At 59.2% G+C, this 15,735-nt stretch carries 13 protein-coding genes; 9 read left to right on the top strand and 4 right to left on the bottom strand.

Translation table 11 applies throughout. The features are described 5' to 3' along the window. Positions 1-14: 14 nt before the first annotated feature. The 7 genes from atpA (at position 15) to glmS (ending at position 8,658) form a co-directional block, all read left to right on the top strand. Positions 15-1,559 carry a F0F1 ATP synthase subunit alpha gene (gene atpA, locus AC1Q6Y_RS02420; protein WP_030132553.1) on the top strand — a complete coding sequence of 515 codons (1,545 nt, stop codon included), beginning with the start codon at positions 15-17 and terminating at the stop codon, positions 1,557-1,559. Positions 1,560-1,609: 50 nt separating this feature from the next. Then, positions 1,610-2,470, top strand: a complete 861-nt coding sequence (gene atpG / locus AC1Q6Y_RS02415; protein WP_008045673.1) for a F0F1 ATP synthase subunit gamma — start codon at positions 1,610-1,612, stop codon at positions 2,468-2,470. Positions 2,471-2,497: 27 nt separating this feature from the next. Continuing rightward, entirely contained in the window at positions 2,498-3,877 is a 1,380-nt protein-coding gene (atpD, locus tag AC1Q6Y_RS02410; protein ID WP_008002330.1) for a F0F1 ATP synthase subunit beta, read from the top strand. 45 nt (positions 3,878-3,922) lie between these two features. After that, positions 3,923-4,348: a F0F1 ATP synthase subunit epsilon gene (locus AC1Q6Y_RS02405; protein ID WP_007969909.1), complete on the top strand. Its 426-nt coding sequence runs from the start codon at positions 3,923-3,925 to the stop codon at positions 4,346-4,348. Between the two features lie 113 nt (positions 4,349-4,461). Beyond that, positions 4,462-5,829 (top strand): bifunctional UDP-N-acetylglucosamine diphosphorylase/glucosamine-1-phosphate N-acetyltransferase GlmU, encoded by a 1,368-nt coding sequence (glmU, locus tag AC1Q6Y_RS02400; RefSeq protein ID WP_090452263.1) that lies wholly within the window; start codon positions 4,462-4,464, stop codon positions 5,827-5,829. Between the two features lie 218 nt (positions 5,830-6,047). Next, positions 6,048-6,824 carry a DeoR family transcriptional regulator gene (locus AC1Q6Y_RS02395; protein WP_057712664.1) on the top strand — a complete coding sequence of 259 codons (777 nt, stop codon included), beginning with the start codon at positions 6,048-6,050 and terminating at the stop codon, positions 6,822-6,824. A gap of 1 nt (position 6,825) precedes the next feature. Next, the gene (gene glmS / locus AC1Q6Y_RS02390; RefSeq protein ID WP_218494554.1) at positions 6,826-8,658 is read left to right on the top strand and encodes a glutamine--fructose-6-phosphate transaminase (isomerizing); all 1,833 of its coding nucleotides are present in this window, start codon (positions 6,826-6,828) and stop codon (positions 8,656-8,658) included. A 46-nt stretch (positions 8,659-8,704) separates the two neighbouring features. On the opposite strand, the gene AC1Q6Y_RS02385 is transcribed toward glmS, so the two are convergent. From AC1Q6Y_RS02385 to AC1Q6Y_RS02370, 4 genes are read right to left on the bottom strand one after another with little or no spacing between them, the layout of a single operon-like run. Continuing rightward, a complete protein-coding gene (locus tag AC1Q6Y_RS02385; protein ID WP_492623993.1) occupies positions 8,705-9,730 on the bottom strand; it encodes a DUF2955 domain-containing protein in 1,026 nt (341 codons plus the stop codon). Beyond that, positions 9,720-10,838 carry an HlyD family secretion protein gene (locus AC1Q6Y_RS02380; RefSeq protein ID WP_492623992.1) on the bottom strand — a complete coding sequence of 373 codons (1,119 nt, stop codon included), beginning with the start codon at positions 10,836-10,838 and terminating at the stop codon, positions 9,720-9,722. Before AC1Q6Y_RS02380 ends, AC1Q6Y_RS02385 begins: the two co-directional genes overlap by 11 nt. Next, entirely contained in the window at positions 10,831-12,342 is a 1,512-nt protein-coding gene (locus tag AC1Q6Y_RS02375; RefSeq protein WP_102669468.1) for an efflux transporter outer membrane subunit, read from the bottom strand. The genes AC1Q6Y_RS02380 and AC1Q6Y_RS02375 overlap by 8 nt, the downstream gene beginning before the upstream one ends. A 14-nt stretch (positions 12,343-12,356) precedes the next feature. Next, a complete protein-coding gene (locus AC1Q6Y_RS02370) occupies positions 12,357-13,487 on the bottom strand; it encodes an AI-2E family transporter (protein ID WP_057712669.1) in 1,131 nt (376 codons plus the stop codon). A 582-nt stretch (positions 13,488-14,069) separates the two neighbouring features. Between AC1Q6Y_RS02370 and AC1Q6Y_RS02365 the strand changes: the two genes are divergently transcribed. Both AC1Q6Y_RS02365 and AC1Q6Y_RS02360 read left to right on the top strand, forming a co-directional pair. After that, positions 14,070-14,972 (top strand): LysR family transcriptional regulator, encoded by a 903-nt coding sequence (locus AC1Q6Y_RS02365; RefSeq protein WP_492623991.1) that lies wholly within the window; start codon positions 14,070-14,072, stop codon positions 14,970-14,972. A gap of 119 nt (positions 14,973-15,091) precedes the next feature. Then, the gene (locus AC1Q6Y_RS02360; RefSeq protein ID WP_349735862.1) at positions 15,092-15,718 is read left to right on the top strand and encodes a glutathione S-transferase family protein; all 627 of its coding nucleotides are present in this window, start codon (positions 15,092-15,094) and stop codon (positions 15,716-15,718) included. Positions 15,719-15,735 lie beyond the last annotated feature (17 nt).

Below are 15,735 nucleotides of genomic sequence, written 5' to 3'. Positions count from 1 at the left end.
GGGGCAGCAGAGCAATGCAGCAACTCAATCCTTCCGAAATAAGTGAAATTATCAAGGGCCGCATCGACAAGCTCGATGTGACCTCCCAAGCCCGTAACGAAGGCACTGTCGTCAGCGTATCTGACGGTATCGTGCGGATTCACGGTCTGGCCGACGTAATGTACGGCGAGATGATCGAGTTTCCGGGCGGCGTCTTCGGTATGGCCCTCAACCTGGAGCAAGACTCCGTAGGTGCCGTTGTATTGGGCGCATACCAGTCTCTGGCTGAAGGCATGAGCGCCAAGTGCACTGGCCGCATCCTGGAAGTTCCGGTTGGTAAGGAACTGCTGGGTCGCGTAGTCGACGCACTGGGTAACCCTGTTGACGGCAAAGGTCCACTGGGCAACACCGAGACCGACGCGGTCGAGAAAGTTGCTCCAGGCGTGATCTGGCGTAAGTCGGTAGACCAGCCTGTACAGACTGGCTACAAGGCTGTCGATGCCATGATCCCTGTCGGCCGTGGCCAGCGTGAGCTGATCATCGGTGACCGTCAGATCGGTAAAACCGCTCTGGCGATCGACGCGATCATCAACCAGAAGAACAGCGGCATTTTCTGCGTCTACGTAGCAATCGGTCAGAAACAATCGACCATCGCCAACGTGGTTCGCAAGCTGGAAGAAAACGGCGCCCTGGCCAACACGATCATCGTGGCTGCCAGTGCTTCGGAATCTCCAGCGCTGCAATTCCTGGCACCGTACTCCGGTTGCACCATGGGTGAATTCTTCCGCGACCGCGGTGAAGACGCGCTGATCGTTTATGACGATCTGTCCAAGCAAGCAGTGGCTTACCGCCAGATTTCCCTGCTGCTGCGCCGTCCACCAGGCCGTGAAGCTTACCCAGGCGACGTGTTCTATCTCCACTCCCGTCTGCTGGAGCGCGCATCCCGCGTTTCGGAAGAATACGTAGAGAAGTTCACCAACGGCGCAGTGACCGGCAAAACCGGTTCCCTGACCGCACTGCCGATCATCGAAACCCAGGCTGGCGACGTTTCCGCGTTCGTTCCGACCAACGTGATTTCCATCACCGACGGTCAGATCTTCCTGGAATCGGCCATGTTCAACTCGGGCATCCGTCCTGCAGTGAACGCCGGTGTTTCGGTATCCCGTGTGGGTGGTGCCGCTCAGACCAAGATCATCAAGAAGCTGTCCGGTGGTATCCGTACCGCTCTGGCTCAGTACCGTGAACTGGCGGCATTCGCCCAGTTCGCTTCTGACCTGGACGAAGCGACCCGTAAGCAACTTGAGCATGGTCAGCGCGTTACCGAGCTGATGAAGCAGAAGCAATACGCACCAATGTCGATCGCTGACATGGCGCTGTCGCTGTATGCCGCTGAGCGTGGGTTCCTGACTGACGTTGAAATCGCCAAGATCGGCAGCTTCGAGCAAGCGCTGATTGCTTTCTTCAACCGCGATCACGCCGATTTGATGGCGAAGATCAACGTGAAAGGTGACTTCAATGACGAAATCGACGCTGGCATGAAAGCCGGTATCGAGAAGTTCAAGGCCACCCAAACCTGGTAAGCCGCAGCGGGAGCCGCAAGGCTCCCGCTTGCTAACCTGATAGGTGTTACATGGCAGGCGCAAAAGAGATTCGCAGTAAGATTGCGAGCATCAAAAGCACGCAAAAGATTACCAGCGCCATGGAAAAAGTGGCGGTCAGCAAAATGCGCAAGGCACAAATGCGCATGGCTGCTAGCCGTCCTTATGCGGAGCGTATCCGCCAGGTAATTGGGCATCTGGCCAACGCCAACCCGGAATACCGCCACCCGTTCATGATCGACCGCGAAATCAAGCGTGTTGGTTATGTCGTAGTGAGCAGTGACCGTGGTCTGTGCGGCGGCTTGAACACCAACCTGTTCAAGGCCCTGGTCAAGGACATGGCGGTAAACCGCGAAAACGGCGTCGAGATCGATCTGTGTGTCGTTGGTAGCAAGGGTGCGGCCTTTTTCCGCAACTTCGGCGGTAACGTCGTTGCAGCTATCAGCCACCTGGGTGAAGAGCCGTCGATCAATGATCTGATCGGCAGCGTCAAGGTGATGCTGGATGCCTACCTGGACGGCCGTATTGACCGCCTGTCCGTGGTGTCCAACAAGTTCATCAACACCATGACGCAACAGCCTACCGTGGAGCAGTTGATTCCACTGGTGGCAACCCCGGATCAAGACCTCAAGCACCACTGGGACTATCTCTACGAACCGGATGCCAAGGAGCTGCTCGACGGCTTGATGGTCCGTTACGTGGAGTCGCAGGTCTACCAGGCGGTGGTCGAGAACAACGCGGCTGAACAAGCTGCGCGGATGATCGCGATGAAGAACGCTACCGACAACGCCGGTGATTTGATCAGCGATTTGCAGCTGGTCTACAACAAGGCGCGTCAGGCTGCGATCACCCAAGAGATCTCGGAAATCGTCGGCGGCGCTGCCGCGGTTTAACGGTTCAAATATTCAGAGGATCCAGCTATGAGTAGCGGACGTATCGTTCAAATCATCGGCGCCGTTATCGACGTGGAATTTCCACGCGACAGCGTACCGAGCATCTACAACGCGCTGACAGTACAAAGCGCGGCCGGGACCACTCTGGAAGTTCAGCAGCAGCTGGGCGACGGCGTGGTTCGTACCATTGCGATGGGTTCCACCGAAGGCCTGAAGCGCGGTCTGGAAGTTACCGACTCTGGCGCAGCCATCTCCGTACCGGTCGGTAAAGCGACTCTGGGCCGGATCATGGACGTTCTGGGCAACCCGATCGACGAAGCTGGCCCTATCGCCACTGAAGAGCGTTGGGGCATTCACCGTCCAGCGCCTTCGTTCGCTGAACAAGCAGGCGGCAACGACCTGCTGGAAACCGGCATCAAGGTTATCGACCTGGTTTGCCCGTTCGCCAAAGGCGGTAAAGTCGGTCTGTTCGGTGGTGCCGGTGTAGGCAAAACCGTAAACATGATGGAACTGATCCGTAACATCGCCATCGAGCACAGCGGTTATTCCGTGTTCGCCGGTGTGGGTGAGCGTACTCGTGAGGGTAACGACTTCTACCACGAGATGAAGGACTCCAACGTTCTGGACAAAGTGGCACTGGTTTACGGTCAGATGAACGAGCCGCCGGGTAACCGTCTGCGCGTAGCACTGACCGGCCTGACCATGGCCGAGAAGTTCCGTGACGAAGGTAACGACGTTCTGCTGTTCGTCGACAACATCTACCGTTACACCCTGGCCGGTACTGAAGTATCCGCACTGCTGGGCCGTATGCCTTCGGCAGTAGGTTACCAGCCGACCCTGGCTGAAGAGATGGGCGTTCTGCAAGAACGTATCACTTCGACCAAGGAAGGTTCGATCACTTCGATCCAAGCGGTATACGTACCTGCGGATGACTTGACCGACCCGTCGCCAGCGACCACCTTCGCCCACTTGGACGCTACCGTCGTTCTGTCCCGTGACATCGCTTCCCTGGGTATCTACCCAGCGGTCGATCCACTCGACTCGACTTCGCGCCAGCTGGACCCGAACGTAATCGGCCAGGACCACTACGACACCGCTCGCGGCGTTCAGTACGTTCTGCAGCGTTACAAAGAACTGAAGGACATCATTGCGATCCTGGGTATGGACGAGCTGTCGGAAGCCGACAAGCAGTTGGTAAACCGTGCTCGTAAGATCCAGCGCTTCTTGTCGCAGCCGTTCTTCGTGGCTGAAGTCTTCACCGGTGCATCGGGTAAATACGTTTCCCTGAAAGACACCATTGCTGGCTTCAAAGGCATCCTCAACGGTGACTACGACCACCTGCCAGAACAAGCGTTCTACATGGTTGGCGGCATCGAAGAAGCGATCGAGAAAGCCAAGAAACTGTAATCCCGGCGCCCGGCAACGGGCGCTAATTTAGGTTGAGGCAATCAGATGGCTATGACAGTCCATTGCGATATCGTCAGCGCGGAAGGAGAAATCTTTTCCGGTCTGGTCGAGATGGTGATTGCGCACGGTGCACTGGGTGATCTTGGTATCGCTCTGGGTCACGCGCCGCTGATCACTAATCTGAAGCCAGGTCCGATCCGCCTGGTCAAGCAGGGCGGGGAAGAGGAGGTGTATTACATCTCCGGTGGTTTCCTCGAGGTTCAGCCGAACATGGTCAAGGTTCTTGCCGACACCGTGCAACGTGCTGCCGACCTGGATGAAGCCTCCGCTCAGGAAGCCGTTAAGGCAGCCGAGAAGGCCTTGCATGAACGTGGCGCAGAATTCGATTACGGTTCTGCTGCCGCACGTCTGGCCGAGGCTGCAGCTCAGCTGCGCACCGTCCAGCAGATCCGCAAGAAGTTCGGCCACTAAGGCTGCACTTGTTGTGTGATTGATTAAAAAGGGTAGCCTCGGCTACCCTTTTTTCTTTTCCGATTTTTACAACCCGGTCGCAGCCGCTGACCACCCAGGATTGGTAGCCAGTCATGTCTCTTGAAATCGTTATTCTCGCTGCTGGCCAAGGCACGCGTATGCGTTCTGCTTTGCCGAAAGTTTTGCACCCGATTGCCGGCAACTCCATGCTCGGCCATGTTATCCACAGCGCCCGGCAACTAGATCCACAGCGCATTCACGTCGTGATCGGTCATGGTGCCGATGCGGTGCGCGAACGCCTGGCGGCGGATGACCTGAACTTCGTCCTGCAGGACAAACAATTGGGTACCGGCCACGCCGTTGCTCAAGCCGTGCCGTTCATTCAGTCCGACACCGTGCTGGTGCTCTACGGTGATGTGCCGTTGATTGAGGTCGAAACACTGCAGCGCCTGCTCAAGCAGGTGGGTCCAGAGCAATTGGGACTGCTGACCGTCGAACTGGACGATCCGACCGGTTACGGCCGCATCGTTCGTGATGGCGCTGGCAAGGTTGCCGCCATTGTCGAGCAGAAAGATGCCGATGAAGCCCAACGCCAGATCACCGAAGGCAATACCGGCATTCTGGCGCTGCCTTTTGCCCGGCTCGGCGACTGGATGAGCCGTCTCTCCAACAACAACGCCCAGGGCGAGTACTACCTGACCGACATCATTGCCATGGCAGTGAGCGATGGTCTGGTGGTGGCCACCGAGCAACCGCACGACGCCATGGAAGTGCAGGGCGCCAATGACCGCAAGCAGCTTTCCGAACTTGAACGGCATTATCAATTGCGCGCGGGTCGTCGTTTGATGGCTCAAGGTGTGACGCTGCGCGACCCGGCTCGTTTCGATGTTCGTGGCGAAGTGACGGTCGGGCGTGACGTGCTGATCGACATCAACGTGATCCTTGAAGGCAAGGTGGTCATTGAAGATGACGTGGTGATCGGCCCGAACTGCGTGATCAAGGACAGCACCCTGCGCAAAGGCGTGGTCATCAAGGCCAACAGTCATATCGAAGGTGCCATTCTGGGTGAGGGCAGCGATGCCGGTCCGTTTGCGCGTCTGCGTCCAGGTACCGTGCTGGAAGCCCGGGCGCATGTGGGTAACTTCGTCGAGTTGAAAAATGCTCACCTGGGCGAAGGTGCCAAGGCCGGTCATCTGACTTACCTGGGCGATGCCGAAGTCGGGGCGCGCACCAACATTGGTGCCGGCACCATCACTTGCAACTACGACGGCGCCAACAAGTGGAAAACCGTGTTGGGCGAAGATGTGTTCATTGGTTCCAACAACTCGTTGGTAGCGCCTGTGGATATCCTGTCCGGTGCAACCACCGCGGCTGGCTCGACCATTACTTCGACTGTGGATAAATCCCAGTTGGCCATCGGGCGTGCTCGTCAGAAGAACATCGACGGCTGGAAGCGGCCGGAGAAGATCAAGAAGGGCTGAGTTATCCACAACTCCCTTGTAGGAGCGAGCTTGCTCGCGATGGACGTCAATGATGACGAGGTCAGTCTGAATAAAAGCAGCGCCCTTAAGTCCATCGCGAGCGAGCTCGCTCCTACACAGGGTTATCCACAGTTCTTTTTATCGCATGGTGCTTGACGAAGTTTCGCTGATAGGTTTTGATTGCTTCCGCTATCTTTCGAAACGAAACTTACCAGCTCATGTCAAAGCGCAACACACCTCAGCGTCGTCACAACATCCTCGCCTTGCTCAATCAGCAGGGCGAAGTCAGTGTGGATGAGTTGGCCAAGCGCTTCGAAACGTCGGAAGTTACGATTCGCAAGGATCTGGCGGCACTTGAAAGCAATGGCCTGTTGCTGCGTCGTTACGGCGGGGCGATCACCCTGCCTCAGGAACTGGTGGCCGACATTGGTCAGCCGGTTTCCAAATACAAACAAGCCATCGCCCGTGCCGCCGTCGCGCGAATTCGCGAGCATGCGCGCATCATTATCGACAGTGGCAGTACCACCGCTTCCATGATCCCGGAACTCGGACAGCAACCCGGTCTGGTGGTGATGACCAACTCGCTGCATGTCGCCAATGCCCTGAGCGAACTTGAGCACGAACCGGTGCTGTTGATGACCGGTGGCACCTGGGACCCGCACTCCGAGTCCTTTCAGGGGCAGGTTGCCGAGCAGGTACTGCGCTCCTACGACTTCGACCAGCTGTTTATCGGCGCTGATGGCATCGATCTGGTTCGCGGTACAACCACCTTCAACGAGCTGCTCGGGCTGAGCCGGGTCATGGCTGAAGTCGCCCGCGAAGTAGTCGTGATGGTGGAGGCCGACAAGATCGGCCGCAAGATTCCAAACCTGGAGCTGCCATGGAGCAGTGTCCATACCATTATTACCGATGAACGCCTGCCCCTTGAGGCTCGCGATCAGATTCAGGCCCGCGGCATCACTTTGATTTGCGCGGCTGTCAGTCAGGAGAAATAGCATGTGTGGAATTGTCGGCGCAGTCGCAGAACGTAACATCACCGCCATCCTCGTCGAAGGCCTGAAACGCCTCGAATACCGTGGGTATGACAGCGCTGGCGTGGCGGTCTACACCAACGATGAAAAACTCGAGCGCGTGCGTCGTCCGGGCAAGGTCAGTGAGCTGGAGCAGGCGTTGACCACCGAGCCGCTGGTCGGTCGCCTGGGCATTGCCCACACGCGCTGGGCCACCCACGGTGCGCCGTGCGAGCGCAATGCCCACCCGCATTTCTCCGGCGACCTGGCGGTGGTGCACAACGGCATCATCGAAAACCACGAAGCCCTGCGTGAACAACTCAAAGCCTTGGGCTATGTGTTCACCTCGGACACCGACACTGAAGTCATCTCCCACCTGCTGAACCACAAACTCAAGGATCTGCGCGATCTGACCGTCGCCCTCAAGGCGACCGTCAAAGAGTTGCACGGTGCTTACGGCCTGGCAGTGATCAGCGCGCAGCAACCGGATCGCCTGGTCGCAGCCCGCAGCGGCAGCCCGCTGGTAATCGGCCTGGGCCTTGGGGAAAACTTCCTGGCATCCGACCAGTTGGCCCTGCGTCAGGTCACCGACCGTTTCATGTATCTGGAAGAAGGCGATATCGCTGAAATCCGCCGCGACAGCGTGCAGATCTGGGACGTTGACGGCAAGGTCGTCGAGCGCGAAGCCGTGCAGTATCGCGACGGCGCCGAAGCCGCTGAAAAGGGCGAGTTCCGCCACTTTATGCTCAAGGAAATCCACGAGCAACCGTCCGTGGTGCAGCGCACCCTGGAAGGTCGCCTGAGCCAGAACCAGGTCCTGGTACAGGCATTCGGCCCACAGGCTGCCGAACTGTTCGCCAAAGTGCGTAACGTACAGATCGTCGCGTGTGGCACCAGTTACCACGCCGGCATGGTCGCGCGTTACTGGCTCGAAGAGTTGGCCGGCATTCCTTGCCAGGTCGAAGTCGCCAGCGAATTCCGCTACCGCAAGGTGGTGGTGCAGCCGGACACCTTGTTCGTGACCATTTCTCAGTCCGGCGAAACCGCCGACACCCTGGCCGCGCTGCGCAACGCCAAGGAACTGGGCTTCCTGGCCAGCCTGGCGATCTGCAACGTCGGCATCAGCTCGCTGGTGCGCGAATCCGATCTGACCCTGTTGACCCAGGCCGGTCGCGAAATCGGTGTGGCTTCGACCAAAGCCTTCACCACGCAATTGGTTGGCCTGCTGTTGCTGACACTTTCCCTGGGCCAGGTTCGTGGCACCTTGGCCAAAGGTGTCGAAGCGACGTTGGTCGAAGAGTTGCGTCGTTTGCCGACCCGTCTGGGCGAGGCGCTGGCCATGGACGGCACCGTGGAAAAAATCTCCGAGCTGTTCGCCGAGAAACACCACACGCTGTTCCTCGGCCGTGGCGCGCAGTTCCCGGTGGCGATGGAAGGGGCACTCAAGCTCAAGGAAATCTCCTACATCCACGCTGAAGCCTATCCGGCCGGCGAGCTGAAACATGGCCCGTTGGCGCTTGTGGATAACGACATGCCAGTAGTGACCGTGGCGCCGAACAACGAACTGCTGGAGAAGCTGAAGTCCAACCTTCAGGAAGTCCGCGCCCGCGGTGGCCAGTTGATCGTCTTCGCTGACGAGAAGGCCGGCATGACCAACGGTGAAGGCACTCACGTTGTGCACATGCCGCACATCCACGACATCCTGTCGCCGATTCTCTACACCATCCCGCTGCAACTGCTGTCGTACTACGTTGCCGTACTCAAGGGCACCGACGTTGACCAGCCGCGCAACCTGGCGAAGTCGGTCACTGTGGAATAAGTTATCCACAGGTGAAAAACCCCCTTCTCAGGGGGTTTTTCTGTTTCTAGGCGGTCGTAATTCGACGCTCCCGCCGCATGTCCAGCAGATGGACCATGACACAGGCGTACAAGGTCACCAGTATGAACAGGCCCATGCGGATGGCGAAGGCGGTGTAGACGTCCTTGCCCGCCGCACTGTCCTGTACCGATTGGCCGAGCAGAATGATCAGGGTCGCCAGGCTGTTGAGCCAGAAACTCGGTGGTTGTCGAGTCATGGCCACACCGTAGAGTTTTCTGGCCACCAGCAAACCGAACAGCAGCATCCACAGAAAGAACATCCACAGGTTGACGAACAGGCTGAGTGCGCACCAGAAAAGAATTGCCATCAGGCCACCGAGCAGGGTCGAGCCGAGCAACTCCTGGCCGGCGGTGCGGGCACTGGTCGCGCAGCTTTGTTTGCCGAGGCTGACGGCTTTCATGATGATCGGCAGGTAGCTGGCCGGGTCGATCATGGCCAGCAGGAAAGTCGGCAGTACCACCAGCGTGGCACGTAGCGCCAGCCAACTGCTTTCGGTTGGAGTAAGGCTCGGGCCGGGTTTGGCCGCGGGGGCACTGGCGGGGTCGGGAAACAGCCAATGGCTTATGGTCAGCGTGGTGACGGCAAGGAACAGCCCCTTGACCAGGGCCACGATCACCTCAAGCGCCAGGGCGAATTCAGCGGTTCCGGCCGAACTGATCAAGGTCAGGCCCACCACCAGAAACGTCGCCACCAGCGGGTTGCCGCCGCGCAAGCCATAACCGAAGGCCAGGAACAGGCATAGCCCTACCAGCAGCACACCGCTGAACGGGTAGTAACGCAGCAGGGGAATGAGCAACAGGCCGGTCCCGGTGGTCAGCATAAGGATCAGGATCAGGCCCAGGCTGGCCTTGAACGGCAATGGTCGGTTCATCGCTGCCAGCATCATCAGCGCCAGCATCGGAGAGAGGAACGGGATGGGCAGGGCCAGACCAAAGCTCGCCGCCAGGCACAGCGCCGTGCCGAAGCTCAGGCGCAGGGCGCGCTGAACCCGGGGCGGGCGCTCAATACGCATAGGACATCCAGCTCATCAGGCGCAGGAACAGGCGACCCAGGAAATTCAGCGGGTTACTTTCACTCGGAAATGCCATGACTTCGGCCTGCCCGCCGGACCGGATGCCTTGCGGGCTGGTCAACTCACCGGGCTCGAACTCGATGATCACCGGAAAGCGCTGGGCAGGGCGCAACCAATCGCGGCTGTTCTCCACTTTCGGCAGGCTGCCCGGCTGGGTGGTCTGGCCGATATCGACGCCATAGCCGACGCTACGCACATGGCCTTTGAAAATTCTCCCCGGCAGGGCGTCGAGGACGATGGACACCGGCGTCCCTGGCTGGACACTTCCCAGGTTGTTTTCGGTCATGTCGGCGCTGATCCAGACATCGTGGATGGCGATCAGGGTCATCACCGGCGCACCGGCGGAAGCAAACTGGCCGACATCGGTGCGCAGATCGGTGATCAGGCCGGCCGAGCGCGCGTGGACCTTCGTATTGCTCAAGTCCAGCTCGGCTTTTTCAAGGTTGCTGGCGGCGCTGAGCAACTGGGCGTTTTCGTCTTCGTTACCGCCCTGTTGTTCGCGCGCACGTTGCACTTCGGCCTTGGCCGCGGCGACCTGGCTGATGGATTCTTCCAGGGTGGCGCGGGATATCTCCAGGCGTCGCAGCGAGATGGTGCCCGGGTCTTCTCTGTACAGGCGTTCAAGCCGCTGGATGTCCTGGCGTGCCTTGAGCTCGTTGGCCTGGGATGCACGCAGTGATGCTTGCTTGGAGTCGACACCGGCGGTGTTGGCGCCCACCTGGCGACGGGTCGACTCAAGGTCGGCGCGAGCGCGATCGACGGCAATCTGGTACTGCTCCGGGTTGACTTCAAACAGCAATTCGCCAGCCTTTACGTCCTGGTTGTTGCGTACATGCACCTTGGTCACCCGGCCGGATACCTCGGCGGCCACCGGTACAATGAAGGCCTGCACCCGTGCCTGTTGCGTGTAGGGGGTGTAACGGTCGGCCATCAGGTACCAGACCAGACTCAGGATGATCAGCAGCACCACCCAGTTGATCGCTTTTTTCGCAGGGTCGGCGGCAGGTGTCGGGGCTTTCTCGGCGGCCGGTTGTTGGCTGTCAGTCATTGGCACTTTCCTTCGGTTCGTCGAGCAGATCGCCCCAATCGGTCCGTTCTTGCATTTGTTTGCGGGTGGCCGGGTCGATCATCGGCTGGTCGCTGTACCAGCCTCCGCCCAGAGCCTTGTATAGGGCGATCAGGCTGTTGACCGCGGTGCCACGGTTGACCAGGTAGATATCCTGTTGGGCAAACAGGGCCCGCTGGGCATCCAGCACGCGCTGGAAATCGGAATAGCCTTCGCGGTATTGGGCATTGGCCAGGGTCACCGAACGTTCGGCGGCCACCGATGCATCGCTGAGGATCCGGTCGCGCTCCAGTGCTTTGATCAAGCCGGTCGCGGCGTCGTCCGCCTCGCGTGCCGCCTGGCGCACGCTGTCCTGGTAGATAACGATCAGTTGCTGCAAGCGCGCATCCTGCACGCGGACGTTGTTGGTGATCCGGCCGTGGTCGAAGATGTCCCAGCGCAAACTGGGGCCGGCCACCATGTCCAGGGTGTTGGATGCACCGCTGAGCGAGCTGGCAGACCAGACGATGCTGCCCAGCAGGCTGATGGAGGGGTACAGGTCAGTCTCGGCCACACCGATCAACGCCGACTGCGCCGCCACTTGCAACTCGGCAGCACGAACATCGGGGCGCCGCACCAGCAGGTTGGCCGGCACATCCTGCAAGACCGCAGTATCGAGCAGCGGCACTAAGCCGGTGTTGCGATTGAGGTCAGGGATCGAGCCGGGTGGCTGGCCGATCAGGGTGGACAACGCATTGCGCAAGCTCGCCACCTGGCTCTCGAAATCCGGGATGGTACTGAGGGTGCCCAGGTACTGGGTCTTGGCTTGTTGCAGATCAAGTTCGGCTTCGGCCCCGCTGTTGAACAGGCGCTCGGTGATCTCGTAGCTGCGTTTTTGCAATTTGGCGTTACTGCGGGCGATGGCCAGGCGCGCCTCGGCGGTTCGCAAGGCGTAGTAGTTTTGCGCCAGTTGCGCGTGCAACAGCACCAAGGCATTTTCATAGTTGGCCTGGGCGGCAAACCAGGATGCGTCCGCCGACTCGATGGCACGGCTGAAACGCCCCCAGAAATCCAGCTCCCAGCCGATATCGAAACCGGCGCTGTATTGCCAGAAATGCGTGTCCTGAGGGTTGGCGCCGCCCGATTGTCGACGGTTCAAGTACAGGCTGTCGGCGCTGGCCTGCTGCAATTGCGGGTAGCGTCCACTCAGGGCGATACCCAATTGCGCCCGGGACTCCATGACCCGCAGGCCAGCGAGGTGCAGGTCGGCGTTGTGGGCATCGGCTTCGGCCATCAAATGGTCCAGCACCGGGTCGTTGAACACGCGCCACCATTGGCGGCTGTCAGGTTGCGCGCGTTGTTGGCCGGCGACCTCCAGGGCCGGGCTGTTCCAGTGGTCGACCCAGGGCTGGGCCGGCGACTGGAAATCCGGGCCCAGTTGTACACAGCCCCCCAGGACGACGGTGCCACAGAGCAGAAGCCGGCTGATGCGAGCAGGGCGTGGCATCAAGCGCAAACTCCTCAGACAGGACGCTGATCGTTCAACGCCTCGATCTCGGGTGTCTCGTTCATTAGCTCGGCAGACGGTTGGTCCTGGACCCATTGCCAGAACAATTGGTAGCCCACCGCCAGCGCCACCGGCCCGATGAACAAACCGATGAAGCCGCCGCTTACCATGCCGCCCAGGGCGCCAATCAGAATCACCGGCATCGGAACATCGACGCCACGACCCAGCATCAACGGTTTGAGGACGTTGTCGGCCATCCCGGCAATCAGGCTGTAGATGCCAAACACGACGGTGGCCAGGCTGGTCCCTTCGGTGGCGAAGACAAAAGCGATCACCGGAAGGGTCACCAGCAGTACCGGCAATTGCATGATCCCCATCAACAGCGCCACCATGGCCAGTAGCCCGGCACCGGGGACACCCATGAGCACGAAGCCCACACCGACCAGCAACATCTGAATGAACGCGATGCCCACTACGCCCTGGGCGACCGCGCGGATGGTTGCAGTGCAGAGCACGGTAATGCGTGGCCCACGCTCTGGTCCGGAAAGGCGCGAGGTGATGGCCAGGGCGCTTCTTTCGCCGTTTTCGCCATAGGCCATGAACACGCCGGCAATGATCAGGGCGCCGATGAACAACAGAAAGCCCACGCCAACATCGGCCATTTTGCCCAACAAGGTCAGGCCGACGGACTTGATGTAAGGCATCAGCTTCATGAGCACGCTGCTCATGTCGGTGGCGGCCTGCATCCAGTAGCCATAGAGCGGCTCGCCTATGAGCGGCAGGGAAGCGATTTTTTCGCTGGGGAGCGGAATCTGCAACGTATCGGACTTGAGAACCGCCAGGGTGCCCTGGACCGATTCACTGATCGAGGTGCCCAGCAGGTAGATCGGTACCATCAGCAAAGCCAGGGCGACCACCACGATCAGGGTGGCGGCACGACCGTCCTTGTTGACCAGCTTGCGCTTGATGAGCGCATGCAGGGGATACAGGGTAATGGCCAGAATCATTGCCCAGAGCATAAGGTTGAGGAAGGGGTGGAAGATCTGGAAGCAGAACAGTACCAGCACCGTAATCAACCCGGCGCGAATCAGTACATCGAGCAAACCACCGGACAGTGCTCTAGCGGAAATGTTAGTGCGCAACATTGTCGAACTCCTTGCTGTGTCACACAGGTTAGCCAGGCCGTTGAAGTTCAACTCTTCCCTACTAAGTGAATCCATAAAGCAGGATCGACGGGCAGCCGTCAAAGCGTTAAAAACCGATAACGCCTTACTTTAAGTAGAGAAAACTTCAATGAGGTACCTACCAAAAACCCAATAGGTAACAGGTGGTTTGTAGTATAGGAGCAGTCGTATATTCCGCCTGTTTATACAGGCTGGAATCCTGCTGCAGTTGATGGAGTCCGCTGCGAGCCCTTGACTGAAGCGGTTTGGAAGCTGAGCCAATGGCTCCTTTTTCTCTACCGGGCATTTGCCGTTGCAGCGGGCTGATCAGAATAATTGCCAACAGTCGCACCCGTCGCAAGAAAATAATCGTCATTAATTATCAATAATCCCCGGTCCGCTTTTTGAGGTTTGTGACACGCTTGGTTTTTACGGTGCAGGCGCTACAGTGCAGTAGCCCATTGATTTACCTGATGGTCCGGCGCCCAACTATGTTGTTGAACATTTGCGCTTAACATTCCGGCCTTCGGTTGCGGTTTATCTATCTGAAATGAGGACAGTCCCATGGACCGCTTCCAGGAAATGCAGGTCTTCGCTGCTGTCGCCAAGGAGCAGGGTTTTTCGGCGGCGGCGCGGGGTTTGGGTCTGTCGGCGGCCAGCGTCACCCGAGCGGTCGCAGCGCTGGAGAAGCGAATAGGCACACAACTGCTCACGCGTACGACGCGCAGCGTTTATTTGAGCGAGGCCGGTCAACGATATCTGGAGGATTGTCGGAGAATTCTCGCCGAGGTGCAGGAAGCCGAGGACTCGGCAGCGGGCAGCCATATCCATCCCCGTGGGCAACTGACCATCACCGCACCGGTCTTGTTTGGCGAGCTGTTTGTCACGCCGTTGATGGTGAGTTATCTGACGCAATTCCCCGAGGTCTGCATCAACGCGCTGCTGGTGGACCGGGTGGTGAGCGTGGTCGAGGAGGGCGTTGATGTGGCCATCCGCATCGGCGAGCTCCCCGACAGCAACCAGCATGCGATCCGCGTGGGCGAGGTGCGGCGGGTGATCTGCGCATCGCCACAGTTTCTGGCCAGTCATGGTCGGCCCAGACATCCCCGGGAACTGGCCCAGGCGCCGATTATTGCGACTTCTGCTATTGGCCAACTCAGGAGTTGGCCATTCATTGAAGACGGCGAAACCTTGAGCGTGCGGGCTGAACCGCGGCTGGTGGTGACGGCGAATCAGGCAGCCATCACGGCGGCCAGTTTGGGGTTGGGCTTCACGCGGGTGCTGTCTTATCAAGTGGCGGGCAAGGTGGCTGCCGGAGAGCTGGAAATCATTCTGGCGGACTTCGAACTGCCGCCGTTGCCCATCCATGTGGTCTATCAGGGCGGACGTAAAGCACCGGCCCGGGTGCGCAGTTTTGTTGATTTCGCGGTGAACACGCTGCGCGAGCATCCGGCGCTCAGGCGTTGAGTTATTTCATCCGGTGAAATAATGGATTGCGTTTGCTGGTGATTCTGTTGTTTTGGTCGAGGGTAGAAGATACGACCCATCTCTCCCCTGAACAGCAGCACTCACCCGAGGTGTCGACCATGCAAGCGATCAAACTCTACAACTTCCCACGTTCCGGCCACGCTCATCGTGTCGAGTTGATGCTGTCCCTGCTGAAACTGCCGACCGAATTGATCTTCGTTGACCTCGCCAAAGGCGAACACAAGCAACCGGCGTTCCTCGCGCTCAATGCTTTCGGTCAGGTGCCGGTGATTGATGATAAGGGCGTGGTGTTGGCCGATTCCAACGCGATTCTGGTTTACCTGGCGCAAAAGTACGGCAACGGTCGCTGGCTGCCGGCTGATCCGGTAGGGGCCGCCAAGGTCCAACGCTGGTTGTCGGTGGCGGCCGGTCCGATTGCCTTCGGCCCTGCCCGGGCAAGATTGATTACTGTGTTCGGCGCGCCTTACAACGCTGCAGAAGTGATTGCCTATGCCCATACCGTGCTCAAGGTAATCGATCACGAATTGGCCGATACGCCGTATCTGGCCGGCACTGATCCGACGATTGCCGACGTCGCCGCCTACAGCTACATCGCCCATGCGCCTGAGGGCAATGTGTCGCTGGACGAGTACACCAACATTCGTGCCTGGCTGGCCCGCATCGAAGCCTTGCCGGGTTTTGTCGGCATGCCGCGCACCGTCGCCGGCCTGCAAAAAACCGCCTGATGCTGGTGGCCCGGTGT

This window comes from Pseudomonas sp. GW823-FHT06E10 (assembly GCF_058794995.1).
Note: the sequence above shows the minus strand (reverse complement) of the source record. Positions and strands in the feature narration are given on the sequence as shown.